The organism is Cupriavidus sp. HMR-1 (assembly GCF_000319775.1).
GTDB lineage: Bacteria > Pseudomonadota > Gammaproteobacteria > Burkholderiales > Burkholderiaceae > Cupriavidus > Cupriavidus metallidurans.
Window position 1 is genome coordinate 21409 of sequence record NZ_ANKP01000061.1, and the last position, 17004, is coordinate 38412.

General features: G+C 65.7%; 15 protein-coding genes and 1 pseudogene. 8 read left to right on the top strand and 8 right to left on the bottom strand.

The genetic code is table 11. The features are described 5' to 3' along the window. The first annotated feature begins 117 nt into the window (after nucleotides 1-117). Both ilvA and queF read left to right on the top strand, forming a co-directional pair. Entirely contained in the window at nucleotides 118-1653 is a 1536-nt protein-coding gene (ilvA, locus tag D769_RS09570; protein ID WP_008644404.1) for a threonine ammonia-lyase, biosynthetic, read from the top strand. Nucleotides 1654-1664: 11 nt separating this feature from the next. Next, nucleotides 1665-2498, top strand: a complete 834-nt coding sequence (gene queF, locus D769_RS09575; protein WP_008644406.1) for an NADPH-dependent 7-cyano-7-deazaguanine reductase QueF — start codon at nucleotides 1665-1667, stop codon at nucleotides 2496-2498. 12 nt (nucleotides 2499-2510) lie between these two features. Here the strand turns inward: queF and D769_RS09580 are convergent, their stop codons facing one another. Then, nucleotides 2511-3989 (bottom strand): carbohydrate porin, encoded by a 1479-nt coding sequence (locus D769_RS09580; RefSeq protein WP_081596784.1) that lies wholly within the window; start codon nucleotides 3987-3989, stop codon nucleotides 2511-2513. Between the two features lie 129 nt (nucleotides 3990-4118). Here D769_RS09580 and D769_RS09585 point away from each other — a divergent pair, with 129 nt between their 5' ends. The 5 genes from D769_RS09585 to D769_RS09605 are packed head-to-tail and all read left to right on the top strand — an operon-like array spanning nucleotide 4119 to nucleotide 9416. Next, nucleotides 4119-4811 carry a TetR/AcrR family transcriptional regulator gene (locus tag D769_RS09585; protein ID WP_008644410.1) on the top strand — a complete coding sequence of 231 codons (693 nt, stop codon included), beginning with the start codon at nucleotides 4119-4121 and terminating at the stop codon, nucleotides 4809-4811. 17 nt (nucleotides 4812-4828) lie between these two features. Continuing rightward, on the top strand, nucleotides 4829-5791 hold the full coding sequence (locus D769_RS09590; protein ID WP_008644411.1) for an HlyD family efflux transporter periplasmic adaptor subunit: 963 nt from the start codon (nucleotides 4829-4831) through the stop codon (nucleotides 5789-5791). Next, nucleotides 5788-6786 (top strand): ABC transporter ATP-binding protein, encoded by a 999-nt coding sequence (locus D769_RS09595; protein WP_008644413.1) that lies wholly within the window; start codon nucleotides 5788-5790, stop codon nucleotides 6784-6786. The genes D769_RS09590 and D769_RS09595 overlap by 4 nt, the downstream gene beginning before the upstream one ends. Beyond that, on the top strand, nucleotides 6783-7937 hold the full coding sequence (locus tag D769_RS09600) for an ABC transporter permease (RefSeq protein WP_008644415.1): 1155 nt from the start codon (nucleotides 6783-6785) through the stop codon (nucleotides 7935-7937). The genes D769_RS09595 and D769_RS09600 overlap by 4 nt, the downstream gene beginning before the upstream one ends. A 12-nt stretch (nucleotides 7938-7949) precedes the next feature. Further along, complete coding sequence (locus D769_RS09605; protein WP_008644425.1) at nucleotides 7950-9416, top strand: efflux transporter outer membrane subunit; 1467 nt, start codon at nucleotides 7950-7952, stop codon at nucleotides 9414-9416. Between the two features lie 60 nt (nucleotides 9417-9476). Here D769_RS09605 and D769_RS09610 read toward each other — a convergent pair whose 3' ends face one another. From D769_RS09610 to D769_RS09620, 3 genes are all read right to left on the bottom strand, one after another. Then, a complete protein-coding gene (locus D769_RS09610) occupies nucleotides 9477-10676 on the bottom strand; it encodes a pyridoxal phosphate-dependent aminotransferase (RefSeq protein WP_008644429.1) in 1200 nt (399 codons plus the stop codon). A gap of 80 nt (nucleotides 10677-10756) precedes the next feature. Next, on the bottom strand, nucleotides 10757-11626 hold the full coding sequence (locus D769_RS09615) for a 3-keto-5-aminohexanoate cleavage protein (protein ID WP_008644430.1): 870 nt from the start codon (nucleotides 11624-11626) through the stop codon (nucleotides 10757-10759). 11 nt (nucleotides 11627-11637) lie between these two features. Continuing rightward, nucleotides 11638-12963 (bottom strand): aspartate aminotransferase family protein, encoded by a 1326-nt coding sequence (locus D769_RS09620; RefSeq protein WP_008644431.1) that lies wholly within the window; start codon nucleotides 12961-12963, stop codon nucleotides 11638-11640. Between the two features lie 203 nt (nucleotides 12964-13166). Between D769_RS09620 and D769_RS09625 the strand changes: the two genes are divergently transcribed. Beyond that, complete coding sequence (locus D769_RS09625) at nucleotides 13167-14063, top strand: MurR/RpiR family transcriptional regulator (protein WP_008644433.1); 897 nt, start codon at nucleotides 13167-13169, stop codon at nucleotides 14061-14063. A 12-nt stretch (nucleotides 14064-14075) separates the two neighbouring features. On the opposite strand, the gene D769_RS09630 is transcribed toward D769_RS09625, so the two are convergent. The 4 genes and pseudogenes from D769_RS09630 to D769_RS09645 form a co-directional block, all read right to left on the bottom strand. Beyond that, nucleotides 14076-14984, bottom strand: coding sequence for a glutamate/aspartate ABC transporter substrate-binding protein (locus D769_RS09630; RefSeq protein ID WP_008644434.1), 909 nt, complete (start codon nucleotides 14982-14984; stop codon nucleotides 14076-14078). A 145-nt stretch (nucleotides 14985-15129) separates the two neighbouring features. Continuing rightward, a complete protein-coding gene (locus tag D769_RS09635; RefSeq protein ID WP_008644436.1) occupies nucleotides 15130-16491 on the bottom strand; it encodes an MFS transporter in 1362 nt (453 codons plus the stop codon). 83 nt (nucleotides 16492-16574) lie between these two features. Further along, entirely contained in the window at nucleotides 16575-16784 is a 210-nt protein-coding gene (locus tag D769_RS09640; protein WP_008644438.1) for a DUF2783 domain-containing protein, read from the bottom strand. Between the two features lie 25 nt (nucleotides 16785-16809). Further along, a pseudogene (locus tag D769_RS09645) lies at nucleotides 16810-17004 on the bottom strand (FAD-dependent oxidoreductase); the annotation flags it as partial.

Here is a 17004-nt window from a genome sequence, read left to right on the forward strand (position 1 = left end):
CGTCGCACGGCAACTGCCAACCTGGCACTGCCAAGTGCGCCATCCATTATCATTGGCGGTTTCCGCCGATTTTTCCGGTTTTTTTGCCGCTGCCCCCGGCGCCGCACCCCGCTGACCATGACCCGCACGCCCGCCAAGCCCGACTATCTGAAAAAAATCCTGACTGCCAAGGTCTATGACGTGGCCCAGGAAACCGAATTGACCTATGCGCCCGCGCTGTCGGCGCGCACCGGCAATGCGGTCTGGTTCAAGCGCGAGGACACCCAGCCGGTGTTCTCGTTCAAGTTGCGGGGGGCGTACAACAAGATGGCGTCCCTCACGCCCGAGGAACTCAAGCGCGGCGTGATCGCCGCTTCGGCAGGCAACCACGCGCAGGGCGTGGCGCTGGCGGCGGCCCGCATGCAATGCAAGGCGATCATCGCCATGCCGACCACCACGCCGCAGGTGAAGATCGACGCCGTGCGCGAGCGCGGCGGCGAGTGGGTGCAGATCGTTCTGCACGGTGAGTCGTACAGCGATGCCTACCTGCACGCGGCCGAACTCGAGAAGAAGCACAAGCTCGCGTTCATCCACCCGTTCGACGACCCCGAGGTCATCGCTGGTCAGGGCACCATCGCGATGGAGATCCTGCGCCAGCACCCTGGCCCGATCCACGCGATCTTCGTCGCCATCGGCGGCGGCGGCCTGATCTCCGGCATCGCCGCCTACGTCAAGGCGGTGCGCCCCGAGATCAAGGTGATCGGCGTGCAGACGTTCGATTCCGATGCCATGAAGCGCTCGGTGGACGCCGGCAAGCGCGTGGAACTGAAGGATGTGGGCCTGTTCTCGGACGGTACCGCCGTGAAGCTGGTGGGCAAGGAGACGTTCCGCATCACGCGTGAACTGGTCGACGACATCATCCTGGTCGATACCGATGCGATCTGCGCGGGCCTGAAGGATGTGTTCCAGGACACCCGCAGCATCCTCGAGCCGGCCGGCGCGCTGGCCGTGGCCGGCCTCAAAGCGTACGCCGAGCGCGAGAAGCTCAAGCACCAGCACCTGGTGGCGATCGCCTGCGGCGCCAATATGAACTTCGACCGCCTGCGCTTCGTGGCCGAGCGCGCCGAAGTGGGTGAAGCGCGCGAAGCGGTCTTCGCCGTGACGATCCCCGAGGAACGCGGCAGCTTCAAGCGCTTCTGCGAACAGGTCGGCACGCGCAGCGTGACCGAGTTCAACTACCGCATCGCCGACAAGGGCGTGGCGCATATCTTCGTCGGCGTGCAGATCGCCAGCCGCGCGGAGAGCGACAAGATCGCCGCCAACTTCCGCCGCCATGGCTTCGATACGCTCGACCTGTCGAACGACGAACTGGCCAAGCAGCACATCCGCTACATGGTCGGCGGACATTCGCCGCTGGCGCATGACGAGCTGCTGTATCGCTTCGAATTCCCGGAGCGCCCGGGCGCGCTGATGAAGTTCCTGTCCAGCATGAGCCCGAACTGGAACATCAGCCTGTTCCACTACCGGAACCAGGGCGCGGACACGTCGAACATCCTGGTCGGCATCCAGGTGCCGAAGAACGAGAAGCGCGCGTTCCGCAGCTTCCTTTCGACGCTCGGTTACGTACACTGGGATGAGACCGACAACCCCGTCTACAAGCTATTCCTTTCCTGACGCCCCCGATCATGACGCTTCCTGAGCACTCGCCGCTGGGCAAGCCCTCGGCGTACAAGACCGAATACGACGCATCATTGCTGTTCCCGATCCCGCGCCAGCCGAAACGCGCGGAGATCGGCCTGCCGGAAGGGCGCGCGCTGCCCTTCTTCGGCGTGGATATCTGGAATGCCTACGAGGTATCGTGGCTGAACCTGAAGGGCAAGCCGCAGGTGGCGCTGGCCACGTTCATCATTCCTGCCGATACGCCGAACATCGTCGAGTCGAAGTCGTTCAAGCTGTACCTGAACTCGTTCAACCAGACCAGGATCGCTTCGCCCGAGGCGCTGCAGCAGTTGCTGCATCACGACCTCTCCGAGGCCACGGGCGGCACGGTGCAGGTCCGGCTGGTGACCGAGGCCGACCTCGGCACGCAGAAGATGGGCGAACTGGACGGGCTGCTGCTGGACCGGCTCGACATCGAGACCGATGTCTACGAACCCGATCCGACGCTGCTGTCGGCCGAGCAGGAAGAGTCGCCGGTGGAGGAAACGCTGGTGTCGCACCTGCTCAAGTCGAACTGCCTGGTCACGGGCCAGCCAGACTGGGGCAGCGTGCAGATCCGCTACGTGGGCGCGCCGATCGACCAGGAAGGCCTGCTCAAGTACCTGATCTCGTTCCGGAATCACAACGAGTTCCACGAGCAGTGCGTCGAGCGGATCTTCACGGACGTCATGCGCATGTGCAAGCCGGTGAAGCTCGCGGTCTACGCACGCTACACGCGCCGCGGCGGGCTGGACATCAATCCGTTCCGCACCAACTACAACACGCCGTGGCCGGATAACCGGCGCAATGCGCGGCAGTAGGACCGCACTGACTCAAAACTCCGCGTGGGCCCGGATGCCGATGAACCTGGCGGGCCCGCGATCCCGGTTGTAGCCCGGGTTCCGCATGTACTGGAAGTCCGGGCTCAGGCTCAGCGTCTTCCAGACCGCGAAGCTGTAGTAGATCTCGAATACCTGCTCGGGGCCGTAGTTGAGCGCCCCATCCCCCAGGAACGCGCCCAGGCCACCCGCCGCCAGATAGTTGCGATGGTTGGCCCCCAGCATGTTGATCGCCATCCCCAGCCCCACCTCGTCATTGGGGCGACCCCACGCCGTTCCCCTGAGCGTGCCGCCCCACGACACCTGCCGGCCAATTTCCGTGAACGCGTAGGTTTCGGTCTTGTCGTCGGACCAGTTGGCCCGCAGGAACAGGCCCAGCGAATCGTTGACCTCCTGCAGGAACGCAAGCCCCACGCCCACCTTCGCGTGTTCGCGGCGCACGTCGGCCACGTCCGGTGTCACGTTGTTGGCCAGTCCGAAAGCGATGGCATCGTTGAACGCCCCCATCTTCGCCTTGTTACGCCACAGCAGCAGCCGGGCCTGGCCCGGGCGGCCACCGATCTGGTAGCGCTTTTCGAGTTCCAGCACGTCGCCGTAGTGCTCGAACATGCGCGTGTCGAGCTCCTGGCCATTGGATTCGAGCGGCTGCAGGAAACGGCCGAAACGCGCCGACCAGCCATCGCCGATGTACTCGACTGAAGCCCCCCAGTTGTAGCCCCGCGCATCAGCCGCGTAGTCGAACGAACCGTGCGTCAGGAACGACCAGTTCATGAACTGCGTGCGTGGATCGGACCCGTAGGGGTTCTGATCGAAGACATCGAGCACGCTGAAGTTGCCGGCGGTCAGCACCACGCGTTGCTTGTCGACGGTGCGGGCGAACTGGTTGAAATCGGCCTCGAGCTTTTCATCGCCCCCCCCCAGCCCCCACGTCTGACGAATGAAGGCCCGCGCGCGGTAGAACTTCGGGTTGGTGCTGGCCGTCTTGGCCAGTTCGCCATTGGAGGGGCCACCCACGCCATGCAGTTCGGAGAATGGCACGCCCTGGGCCACCTCCGGATTGAAATGGAACTCGGCGCCCTGCCAGAGCCGCAATCCCAGGTCGAGCGTGGCCGTGAACGAATAGCTCTTGGCACGATCGGGCGTCAGGCTGTTCTCGCCGGAGTACCCCGCGCCGAAAGACGGCTTGCGCTGCCAGATATACGTGGTCTGCCCATGGATGGCGAACGGGCTTTCCACATCGGACACGGCTTCCTGCCCGGGCCCGGTGGCTTCCTGCGCGTGCGCCGCCCACGGCAATGCCAGCCCGCCCACCACCAGTACGGCGGCAAACGGGACGGCAAAGCGGCGGGCAAAGCTCGGGCGCAACCGCTGCGGAGCGGCTGGCGGGCAAGAACGCGACATAGGAATTGGGGGCAGTGGATGCGCGCATGCAGGCATCCAGTGGATTGGCGGGCAGCTTAGCCAAAGCCCCATGACATGTCTACCGTGCATTGTTGCAGCGCAGCATATCCAGCGCGCTGCGCTCTCACTCGATTTTGTAACCGATCTTGAATTAATTAATTCGAAAATTAATATCTACTCGATACCGTCTGGAGTTGACTGATGCCAGCCAAGTCCTCGCCCGATACGTCCCCGGCACCGCGACAGCGCCGGCCGGGACGCCCTACGGCCAACGCCAATGATGCCGATCAGCGCAACCGCCTGATCGACGCCGCTGTCACTCTGTTCGCGCGCCACGGCGTGGCCGCCACCTCCACCAAAGCGATCGCCGCCGAAGCTGGCGTCACGCCAGCACTGGTCCACTACTACTTCCACGATCGGGAGCTACTGCTCGATGCCGTCTTCGACGAACGGCTGGAGCCGCTGTTCGAGCAGGTGTTCGACACCCTGGCCGGGCACGCCGGTGACATCGTGACGGTGATCCCGGCGCTGGCGGGCCAACTGATCCGCACGGCGTCTGCCACGCCGTGGTTTCCGGGCCTGTGGATCCGGGAGATCGTCGGTACCGATGGCCATCTGCGCGAGCGGATGGTCGAGCGCGTAGCCCTGCGGCGTGCCTCGCTGATCATGGGACCACTGGCAGCCGCCCACGCGCAAGGCAAGCTGACCCCGGGGCTCGAACCGGCCCTCGTCATGGTGTCGCTGATCGGGCTGGCGCTGCTGCCGCCCGCCACCACGCACATCTGGCGCGGCCTTCCCGGCGCGGCCGATATCGATACCGAAACGCTCGTGCGCCACGTCACCGCCCTGCTCACCCACGGGCTGTCCGCCGGCACCCCGTCCCAAGACAAATAAGCCCATCCGGAGCCCGTATGTTCAATCCTGTCCCCCGTCATGCGTGGTCCCTGCTCCTCATGGCCACGACACTGGCCGCGTGCAGCAATGACAAGGCCGTCAGTTGGCAAGGCTACGTGGAGGGCGAGTTCGTCTCTGTGGCGTCGCCATTCGCGGGCCGCCTGGAAAAGCTGTCGGTCGACCGTGGCCAGCAGGTGGCCGATGGTGCGCCGCTATTCGTGCTGGAATCCGACGACGAGCGCGCCGCGCGGCAACAGGCCGCCGAGCAGCTACGCGCGGCCGAGGCGCAGCTTGCCGATATCCAGATCGGCAAGCGCCCCGTGGAAGTGGCCGTGACCCAGGCGCAACTGTCGCAGGCGCAGGCGCAGGCCCAACGCAGCGCGGCGCAACGCCGGCGCGACGAAGCCCAGTTCGAGATCGGCGGCGTCTCCAGACAGCAGCTTGACGACAGCCGCGCCACGGCGGATGCGGACGCGGCACGCGTGCGCGAGTTGCAGCGCGATATCGACGTCGCGCGCCTGCCGGGTCGCAAGGACCAGCTTGCCGCGCAAAGCGCGCAGGTGGATGCCGCGCGCGCCGCGCTGGCGCAGGCCGAGTGGAAGCTATCGCGCAAGTTCGTCAATGCCACGGTGCCGGGCCTGGTCTACGACGTGCCGTTCCGCCCCGGCGAGTGGGTGCCCGCGGGGAGCACCGTGGTCCGCATGTTGCCCGCCGCCAACGTCAAGGTGCGCTTCTACGTACCTGAGACCGTGGTCGGCGCGCTCAAGAACGGGCAGGCCGTCCATATCCGCTGCGACGGTTGCGCGGCCCCGGTGGCGGCAAAGATCACCTATATCTCGAACGAAGCCGAGTTCACGCCACCGGTCATCTACAGCAACGAGACACGCCGCAAGCTCGTATTCCTGATCGAGGCACGTCCGGACCCTGCCGAAGCACCGAAGCTGCGCCCGGGCCAGCCTGTCGAGGTCACGCAATCATGAGCGACGAACTGGCTATCGACGTGCACGGCCTTAACAAGCACTTCGGCGACAAGCACGTGGTCAACGACCTGACGATGCAGGTCGCCCGTGGCGAGATCTTCGGCTTCCTGGGCCCGAACGGCAGCGGCAAGACCACCTCGATCCGCATGATGTGCGGACTGCTGACGCCGGACTCCGGCGCGGGCACCTGCCTGGGCTTCGACATCATCAAGGAGTCCGCCGAGATCAAGCGCAATGTGGGCTACATGACGCAGCGCTTCTCTTACTGGGAAGACCTGTCGATCCGCGAGAACCTGGACTTCGTCGCACGCGTGTATGCCATGCCGAACCGGCGCGAGGTCGTGGACCGCGCGCTCGAGGACCTCGGGCTGGCGTCGCGTGCCGAACAACTGGCCGGTTCGCTTTCCGGCGGGTGGAAGCAGCGCCTGGCGCTGGCCGCGTGCCTGCTGCACGAACCGCAGTTGCTGCTGCTCGACGAACCCACGGCCGGCGTGGACCCCAAGGCCCGCCGCGACTTCTGGGAGCAGTTGCACCAGTTGGCCGCCCGTGGCATCTCGGTGCTGGTCAGCACGCACTACATGGACGAGGCAGAGCGTTGCCACAAGCTCGCCTATATCGCCTACGGCAAGCTGCTGGCGCAAGGCACTTCGGCCGAAGTCGTCGCCAGCCAGAACCTGACCACGTGGAGCGTTTCGGGCGACGAACTGGCCGAACTGTCGACCCAGTTGCAGGGCAAGCCCGGCGTGGACCAGACCGTCGCGTTCGGCACGGAGCTGCATGTCACGGGCAAGGACGGCACCGCGCTCGAACAGACGCTCAGGCAGTACGCCGGCCGGGATCACCGCATCGAGCCGGTGGAGACGAGCCTGGAGGACGTCTTCATCCACATGATGGGTGATGCGCAGGACAACATGGCCGTTCCCGCCAAGGCAGCCACCAAGGAAACCGCCGAGGAAGCCACCAAGAGGGCCACCGGGCCGAAGGGGGACGCGTGAAAGCCGTGCGCCGTCAGATCTCCCGCTTCTCGGCGCAACGCTGGTGGAGCATCGTCCTGAAGGAATTCCTGCAACTGCGGCGCGATCGCGTCACGTTCGGGATGATGATCGGGATACCGATCATCCAGCTACTGCTGTTCGGCTTTGCGATCAACAGCGATCCACGCCATATGCCCACCGCGGTCATCGTGGCCGAGCACAGCGACTTCTCCCGCACCTTCATTGCCGCGCTGGACAACACCACGTACTTCAAGGTGGTGCGCACGATGCCGGACGAGGCCTCCGGTCGCGAGGCGCTGATGCGCGGCGATGTGCAGTTCGTGGTCAGCATTCCGGCCGATTTCTCGCGACGCCTGCTGCATGGCGATCGCCCTTCGATCCTGGTCGAGGCCGATGCCACCGATCCTTCCGCGACGGGCCAGGCCATTGCCGCGCTGGCGCAACTCCCGGCCACCGTTGCCCGGATCGACCTGAAGGGCGCGCTGGCGCCACTGGCCGGCGGGCAACCCGCCTTCGACGTCAACGTGCAGCGGCTCTACAACCCGGAGGGCATCACGCAGTACAACATCGTGCCGGGGCTGATGGGCACGATCCTGACAATGACGATGGTCATGATGACCGGCCTGGCCATGACGCGCGAACGCGAGCGCGGCACGATGGAAAACCTGCTGGCCACGCCGGTGCAGCCGCTCGAGGTGATCTCGGGCAAGATCATCCCGTACATCTTCATCGGACTGATTCAGGCGACGATCATCCTGCTGGCTGCGCACTTCGTGTTCGGCGTGCCGTTCGTCGGGTCACCCGTGGCCGTGTATCTGGCCGCCTTGCTGTTCATCGCGGCCAACCTGACCGTGGGCATCACGCTGTCCTCACTGGCGGCCAACCAGTTGCAGGCGCTGCAGCTCACGTTCTTCTACTTCCTGCCCAATATCCTGCTGTCCGGCTTCATGTTCCCGTTCGCGGGCATGCCAACGTGGGCGCAGTGGATCGGCAACGTGCTGCCGATGACCTACTTCAACCGGATGATCCGCAGCATCATGCTCAAGGGCAGCGGCTGGATCGAACTCTGGCCGAACGTGTGGCCCGTGGCGCTGTTCACGGTGATCGTCCTCACCATTGCCGTGCGCTTCTACAAGCGCACGCTCGACTGAAAGGAGACCGCCATGCGCGCGATCCCCACGCTGTTGATGTGCGCCGCCGCGATGTCGATGGCCGGCTGCGCTGTCGGCCCGGATTTCCGCACGCCCGATGCGCCAGCTGACGCTCGCTACACATCGGGCCCGCAGCCTGAACGCCTTGACGCGAAGGACTACCCATCGCAATCGCTGGTGGAAGGCGACGTCCCCGCGCAATGGTGGACGCTGTTCCGCAATCCGCAGCTCGATGAAACCATCCGCGTGGCCCTGGCTAACAGCCCGACGCTGACGCAAGCGCAGGCCAAGCTGCGCGAGGCGCAGGAGAATCTCGCGGCTCGTACCGGCGCCACGCGCTTCCCGCAGGTAGACGCGAATTTCAACGCAACGCGGCAGCAGGTCAACCTGCAGTCGGTCGGCATCACGCAGTTCCCGAGCCCTGGACCGTTCACGCTCTACAATGCGAGTGTGCAGGTGTCCTATGCGCTGGATCTGTTCGGTGGTCAGCGTCGGGAACTGGAAGGCTTGCAGGCCGCAGTCGACTACCAGCGCTACGAGTTCGAGGCGGCCCGGCTTTCGCTCGCGGCCAACGTCGCCACGGCGGCGATTCGCGAGGCCGGGCTGCGCGCGCAACTGGCCGATACCGTGGCCATGGCCGACGCGCAGATGCGCCAGCTAGCCATCATGCAGAAGCGCCTCGGCCAGGGTGGTGTCGCGCGCGTCGACGTGCAGCGCCAGCAGGCCGAACTGGCGCAGACACAGGCGCTGATTCCGGGACTGTCGCAGCAGATCGATGCCACGCGTCACCAGCTCGCCGTCTACACCGGCCAGACTCCCGCCGCCGCTCAGCTTCCCGAATTCCGGCTCGAAGACATGCAGTTGCCCGAGACGCTGCCGGTAAGCCTGCCCTCCGAACTGGCGCGGCGCCGCCCCGATATTCGGGCGGCAGAAGCACTGCTCCATCAGGCCTCGGCGGATATCGGCGTGGCCACGGCCAATCTCTATCCACAGATCACGCTGACCGCCAGCGGCGGCACGCAGGCCATGCGCATGAGCGACCTGTTCAACAGCTTCAATGTGTGGAGCCTGGCCGCCGGTGTCGTGCAGCCGGTGTTCCACGGCGGCGAGTTGCGCGCGCAGAAACGCGCCAAGGAAGCTGCCTACGAAGCATCGTTGGGCGCCTATCGGCAGGCGGTGCTCCAGGGGCTGCAGAACGTTGCCGACACCCTGCGTGCGCTGGACGCCGACGCTGGCACGCTGCAGGCGCGCGCGGACAACGCCAAGCAGACGCGCGACACACTGGCGATTGTCAACGAGCAGTATCGGCTTGGCGGCGTAAGCCAGTTCACGGTACTCGACGCCGAGCGGCAGGCACGACAGGCGGCGCTGGATCTGGCCCAGGCCCGCGCCACGCGGCTGGCGGATTCAGCCGCGCTGATGCAGGCGCTGGGCGGTGGATGGTGGGGGGAGTCGGAGACGGTGGGAAGTTTGAAATAGAGGTGTGTAGAGATAGCTTGAGCGGGAGGGGCCGGGCCAGAGGGTCAGGCCCATCAACCGCTACCGCCCCAGATACCCCCGCAACCGCTTCACCCCCTCATCGAGCCGCGCCTCGTCGCACGCATAGCACCACCGCACAAAGCCCTCGCCCTCGTCACCGAACGCGCTCCCCGGTGCCAGCCCTAGATGCGCATCGCGCACGAGCCGCTTGCACAGATCGAGGCTGTCGGTCGTGCCTTTCAGGCGGAAGAACACATACATCGCCCCGTCCGGCGCGTGCGCGTCGATACCGGGCAATGCCGATAGCGCGCTCACCAGATGATCACGCGCCGAGCGCAGCCGTTTTACCAGGTCCTGAGTGAATGCCTCGCCCTCACGCACGGCCACCACGCCGGCCTCCTGCACGAACGACGGTGCGCAGGACGTGTTGTATTCGATGAGCTTGCCCAGGTCGTCCATCATCGAAGATGGCACCACCATCCAGCCGAGCCGCCAGCCGGTCATCAGCCATGCCTTCGAGAACGAGTTGACCGCGATGACGCGCTCGTCGCGGCCGGCGATATCAAGGAACGATGGCGCGACCGCTCCCTCGTCGCCGTAGTAAAGCCGCTCGTAGACTTCGTCGGCGATGATCCAGATGCCGTGGCGGCGGCAGTGGTCGAGCACGGCCTGCTGCGCGGCGCGGGGCATGACCCACCCGGTCGGGTTGTTCGGCGAATTGATCATCACGGCGCGCGTGCCCGGCGTCAGCGCGGCCAGCAGTTTGTCGACATCGAGTGTCCAGCCATCCGCGCCGTAGTCCAGCGTCACCGTTTCTACGGTCGCGCCAAGGATGCGCGGAATCTCGACCAGATTTGGCCACAGCGGGGTCACCGCCACCACACGGTCGCCGGGGCCGGTGACGAGTTGCGCGGCGAGCATCAGCGCATTGACGCCCGCGCTGGTCACGGCGATATGGTCGACTGGCGTGGCCCCGTGCAATCGGGTCACGTACTCGGACAACGCCGCCCGCAGCGGCGCGATGCCAAGATTGTGGTTGTAGAAGGTGGCGCCGTTGGCGAGCGCGCGGCTCGCAGCATCGCGGATGAATGACGGCGTGACCTGGTCCGATTCGCCGAACCAGAACGGCAGCACGTCAGGCAGGCCGATCCCTGCATTGGCCACTTCACGGATGCGCGACGCGCGCAGCGCGTGCACGACGTCACGCGCCCGTGGCGGCGCTTCGGTCAGGGAAGACTGGCGGGACGGGCTGGTCGACATCGGCACTCCTTCTGGGGAACGATGAAACGCCTAGCGTACCGGAATCCGCCCTGCCCTGCTGTCGTCGCCAGACGGCTTTCTCAGCCCGCGAAACGCTCGCGCAGCGCATCAGCCGTCATCGCGGCATAGCCAAGCGCGACGAGCGGCGTGCGCACCGCTTGCAGCAGCGCGGCATTGTCCGGCGCCATCGCGCCATCGGGCAAAGTCATGTTGTTCTCGAAGCCGATACGTGCGTGGCCGCCCAGCATCACGGCCGTGGCCGCGCAATCGGCCTCCTGCTTGCCGAATGCGCAGACCGCCCATTCGACGCCAGACTGATCGAGTCCGGTCTCGCGCCACGCGGCCAGGAACGGCAGCAGGTCCGCCGGCGACGACTTCTGTCCGGCCGAATACCGTCCCAGCACGAACAGCACCCAGTGCCGCCCGGCCGGAATCGCGCCGCTTTCGCGCAGGGCCGCATAGCGGCGCACGTCGTCGGCATCGTAGAGGATGTATTGCGCCACTACGTGCTCGCGGTGCATCCACTGGAAGAACTCTGCGGCGGCAGGCAACGCGGCGGCATTGGGCACGAGTTCGCGAATGGCCACCGATGCGGCCTCGGGGCGCAGCGCACGCACGGTCGCGATCTGCTGCGCCGGCTGGTAGATACCGACCGCCTCGGTGGTCAGTTGCAGCACCAGCGCATTGCCCACGGCCTTGCGCACCGCGGCGATGGCCGGCTCGTAGTCGGCCACTTCGAGGCTGTGAGTGGCGTCGGCCTTGCGCACGTGCAGATGGATCATCGCAGCGCCGGCATCCACGCATTCGCGCGCGCACTGCGCCAGCTCGTCGGGCGTGACCGGCAGGCACGCGTGGTCCGCGTGCGTCTTGCGCGCGCCATTCGGGGCCACCGCCAGGGCGAACGGGCGGCGCAAGGTGTCAGCGGTAGCGACAGGATTCTGGTTCGGCATCGTCGCGCTCCTCAGGCCGGCAGTACCGTTTTCACGGCCTGCGTGAAGCGGTCTACGATGTTGTCGATGTCGGTGGGCGTGCAGATAAACGGCGGCGCAAACAGCACGTGGTCACCGTGGATGCCATCGACCGTGCCGCCCATCGGATAAACCAGCACGCCATGCTCCATGCAGGTGCGCTTGAGCACGGCGTGCGTCTTCTTCGCCGGGTCGAGCGTGGCCTTGGTGGCGCGATCGGCCACGAACTCCACGCCGACGAACAACCCACGGCCCCGCACGTCGCCAAGGTTCGGATGGTCGCCGAGCGATTCGCGCAGGCGCGCGCGCAGCTGTTCGCCACGCGCCAGCACGTTGTCCAGCAACTTGTCCTCGACAATCGTGCGCTGCACGGCCAGCGCTGCCGCGCAGGCCGTCGCATGACCGATATAGGTGTGGCCGTGCTGGAAGAAGCCGCTGCCACCGATGATCGCGTCATAGATGCGCGACGTCGACAACATCGCGCCGATCGGCTGGTAGCCGGCGCCGAGGCCCTTCGCGATCGTCACGATATCGGGCACCACGCCGTCCTCTTCGCACGCGAACAGGTAACCCGTCCGGCCCATGCCCGACATCACTTCGTCAAGGATCAGCAGCACGCCGTACTTGTCGCACACGGCGCGGATACGCTTCAGGTAATCGGCCACCGGCGGCACCGCCCCTGCAGTAGCGCCGACCACAGTCTCGGCGACGAAGCCGGCCACTGAGTCGGGGCCGAGTTCGAGGATCTTTGCTTCCAGTTCGTCGGCCAGACGCTGCGCGTACTGCGTGTCGGTTTCGCCGGCCGCCTGATCTCGGTAGGCATAGCACGGCGACACATGGTGCGCCGGCACCAGCAGCGGCAGGAACGGCTCGCGACGCCACGCATTGCCGCCGATCGCCAGCGCGCCAAGCGTATTGCCGTGATAGCTCTGGCGCCGCGCGATGAAGTGGCGGCGTTGCGTCTGGCCGATCTCCACGAAGTACTGGCGCGCCAGCTTCAATGCGGCTTCCACCGCCTCGGAGCCACCGGACACGAAGTACACATGATCGAGATCTCCGGGGGCCGCATCGGCCAGCGTCCGGGCCAGCGTCTCTGACACCTCGGTGGTAAAGAACGACGTATGCGCGTAGGCAATGGTGTCCACCTGCGCCTTGATCGCCTCGATCACGCGCGGGTGGCCATGACCGAGACAGGAAACCGCCGCGCCGCCCGAAGCGTCGAGGTAGCGCCTGCCATTGCTGTCGATCAGTTCGATACCCTGGCCGCCAACGGCGACCGGCAAGGTTTGCTTCGGATTGCGGTGGAATACGTGCGTCATGGTGAGGTGCGGGATGCGGGGGTCTGCCCGGAAACAGGTGTGAGTATAGGAACAACGTCCCGGCAACGCAACAAGTGTTTCATTGAAGCATCGGCACGAAACATACGATGCCTCACTGGCGCCACCCGTTCACAACACAAGGGCGCCCTGCGGCGGGCCAAGCTGTGCAACAATCGTTGCATCACAAGAATCCTGAACCAGAGATGCCCGCCTCCACGCCCAAGCCGCCGCAGTCGCTCGATGCGCTGCTGGCGCAACTCCGCGCCGATTTCCCGAATCTGAGCGCGCAGTTCCAGAGTGGCGCCAGATACCTGCTCGATCACCCGCGCGACATCGCCATCCAGTCGATGCGCAAGGTGGCCGGCAACGCCGGGGTGCAGCCCGCCACGCTGGTGCGACTGTCGCAGGCGCTCGGGTTCGAAGGCTGGCAGGGATTGCGCGAACTGTTCGTCGAGGCAGTGCGCGACGGCGACAGCCAGCCTTACGCCAGGCGCGCCCGCAAGGTGGTGCGGGAAAGTGGCTCGAGCCGCATGTTCGCGGAAATGATCGAAGTGCAGCATCACAACCTCGACGCGCTGCTGGCCAGCAACGCCGACGCGCTGCCACGCGCGGCCGAACTGCTGGCGGCGGCGCCCATGGTCCACGTCGCGGGCTTCCGCTCGTGCTTTCCGATCGCGTTCTCGTTTCACTACATTTACGGGCTGTTCCGCAGCTCGGTGCGCCTGATCCGTGGCGACGCAGGTACGCTGGAGATGGAACTGCGCGCATTGAGCCCCAAGGATGCGGTGCTGGTAGCCGGCTTCGCGCCCTACTCGCAGGAAAGCATGCGCGTGGCCACCGCCGCGCGCGAGGCGGGCTGCACGGTGATTGCCTTGACCGACAGCACGGTGGCGCCGATCGCACTGGAAGCCGATTGCACACTGCTCTTCGCCATCGACAGCCCATCGTTCTTCCCGTCGATCACAAGCGGCGTGGCGATGGTGGAGGCGCTGGTCGAGCATCTGCTGGCGAAGAAGGGCAAGGGGGCGATCCGGGCGCTGGAACAGACGGAGGGGCAGTTGCACCGGACGGGGGCCTACCTCCCGTCGCGGCGCGGCTGAAACGCCAGTGCGTTACTCGAACGCCTCGTCATTCGGATTGGCGTAGGCCTTCTTGATCTGCTCACTCTGCGGCAAGTCGAAGCTGAGGTTCTTCGGCGGCACCGGCTTCAGGAACCACTTGGTGTAGAGCGTGTTGATCTCGCCACTGCGCATCAGACCCGTCATGGTGGCATCCACGACTTGTTTGAAGCCGGGGTCATCCTTGCGCATCATGAAGCCGTACGCCTCGAACGACTGCGGCGTGCCCACCACCACCCAGTCATTCGGGTTCGGCGCCAGCGTGCGCGAGCCGGACAGCAGCACGTCGTCCATCATGAACGCGGCCACGCGACCCGACTGCAGGATCAGGAACGATTCGCCATAGTCCTTGGCGCTCTGGATCGTGATGTTGGCGCCCTTCTCGTCGTTGAGCTTGCGCAGGATGCGTTCCGACGTGGTGCCGGCGTTCGTCACCACGGCCTTGCCCGACAGATCGCCGAAGTCATGGACCGGGCTACCCTTCTTCACCAGCAGTCGCGTGCCGGCCACGAAGAACGTGGTGGAGAACGCCACCTGCTGCTGGCGCGACTTCAGGTTGGTGGTCACGCCACACTCGAGGTCCACCGTGCCATTCTGGACCAGCGACTGCCGGTTCTGCGACGTCACGGGCACCATGCGCACCTGCAGATTCGGCGTGCCGGTTTCCTTCTTGACCGCATCGATCACGCGATCGCAGATGTCCTGCGAGAAGCCGATCACCTTCTGGTTCGCGTCGTAGTACGAGAACGGGATCGACGATGTGCGGTGACCGATCGAAATCGTGCCGGACGACTTGATCTTGCTGAGCGTCGGGCTTGCGGCCACGTCGACCGCAAGCGCCGAACCGGCGCCGAGCGACACCGCCATCAGCACGGCGGCACGGGTCATGAAGGACTGGTTCATGGGAACACTCCTGTTGATGGAAAGCGTCAGGTGTTGCAATGCTAGGCATATAGCAACAAGTGTTCCATCATGGATAACCATGAAACAAATGATTTTTCCCCGATATCGGGCATGAAGCGCCCGGTATCGGGGAACACCCCCCGGGCTAGTGCGCGGTCGGTGTGCGCGGCACGCCCTTCCACAGCGCCAGCCCGCTGGCCAGCAGCAGCCCGGCCAACAGGTACAGCGCGTTGTCCATGCTGCCCGTGTGCGCCTTGATCTGGCCGATGACCCAGGGGCTGACGATGCCGCTGGTGATGCCGATGCTGGAGATGAAAGCAATGCCGGTGGCGGCGGTCTGGGCCGGCAGATGGCTTGGCGGCAGCGCCCAGAAGATCGGCAGCGCGGCGAAGATCAGCACGGCGGCAACGGAGAGGATCGCCAACGACACCCCGAGGCTCGGCACATGTAGCGTCAACGCGGCCAGCGCCAGCGCGCCTCCTGCAGTGCAGCAGAGAAAATGCCCGTGACGTTCGCCGAGGCGGTCGGAGCGCCGCGCAATGAGGATCAAGCCCACCGCGCCGATGGCGTTCGGGATGACCGAGTAGAGGCTGACGGCCACCACGTCCTGGATGCCGAAATCGCGAATCATGAGCGGCATCCAGAATGACAGCGTCAGTGAGCCGCACGTCAGCGCGAAGTAGATGAACGCGAACAGATAGACCCGTGGGTTGGCCAGGGCCTGACGCAGGGCCTGCATCGAATGGGCGTGGCCACCCGCGCCGCGCGACTCCGCCTCATGTTGGGCCACCAGGTAGTCCTGCTCGGCCGGCGTCAGCCAGCGCGCCTGGCGTGGGCCATCGACGAGGCACACGGCGGCGATCAGGCCCAGCAGCACTGCCGGCGCGCCTTCGATCGCGAACATCCATTGCCAGCCGCGCATCCCAAGCACACCCGCCATGTCGCGCATGATCCAGCCCGAGATCAGTCCGCCGAGCACGCCGGCCACGGCCACGCCGGCAAAGAAGATCGCCATCACCGCCGCGCGACGACGCGCCGGGAACCAGTAGGTCAGGTACAGCACGATGCCCGGGAAGAAGCCCGCTTCGAACACGCCGAGCAGGAAGCGCAGCAGATAGAAGTGCGACGGCTGCGACACCAGCATCATGCCCACCGATGCGACACCCCACAGCAGCATGATCCGCGTGAACGTGCGGCGTGCGCCAAAGCGTGCCAACAGCATGTTGCTGGGGACTTCGCACAGCACGTAGCCAACGTAGAACACTGCGGCGCCCAGCCCGTACATCGCGTCACTGAACCCAAGGTCATGCTTCATCTGCAACTGCGCGAAGCCGATGTTGATCCGGTCCAGGAACGACACGACGTAGCAGATGAACAGGAACGGGATGATGCGCAGCCAGACCTTGCGGTACAGCGCGTCCTCCTGCTGCGCGGGAAGGACTTGCGGTAGTGCGTGTGACGGGATTTCAGGCAAGACGGGGGCGGCGCCCAGGCTCTGGGTATGCATGGTTGTCTCCGGAATAGGGTCGAGTTGGCCCCGGGGCGTCTGTCGCGCCCCTGTCGGGTCACTGGCGGGCAGGAAGGAAGTGGCTAGCTTGCGGCGGGCTCGAGCGCGACATCGCGCGCCAGGCGCATCGCTTCGCGCAGCGTGTCGAGATCGCCGATGTGGTTGGCCAGCAGCAGGATCAGTCTCGCGTTGACCGCCTGGCTTTCGGCGTCATCGAGGTCGTGATGCATCGCGATGAGCGCCTCGTAGAACTCGTCGGGATGGGCAAGATTGGGAGCGGTGTTGAGCGGCATGGGCCTGTCTCCTGGTGGCTGTCTATCAGGCCAGTGCCGGCGCGCGTGCCGCGGCTGGCGATTGCGCCGCGGCGCTTGCTGCGACATTGCATGTGGCGCGAGCGATCGCCCCGGCGATCTGGTTCGCATCGACCGCGCGCCACCGCGCGCAGACGTGCTGGTCGGGGCGAATCAGGTAGCAGGTGCCCGCGCGGGCGTCATAGCGCCTGGCCGCCACGCC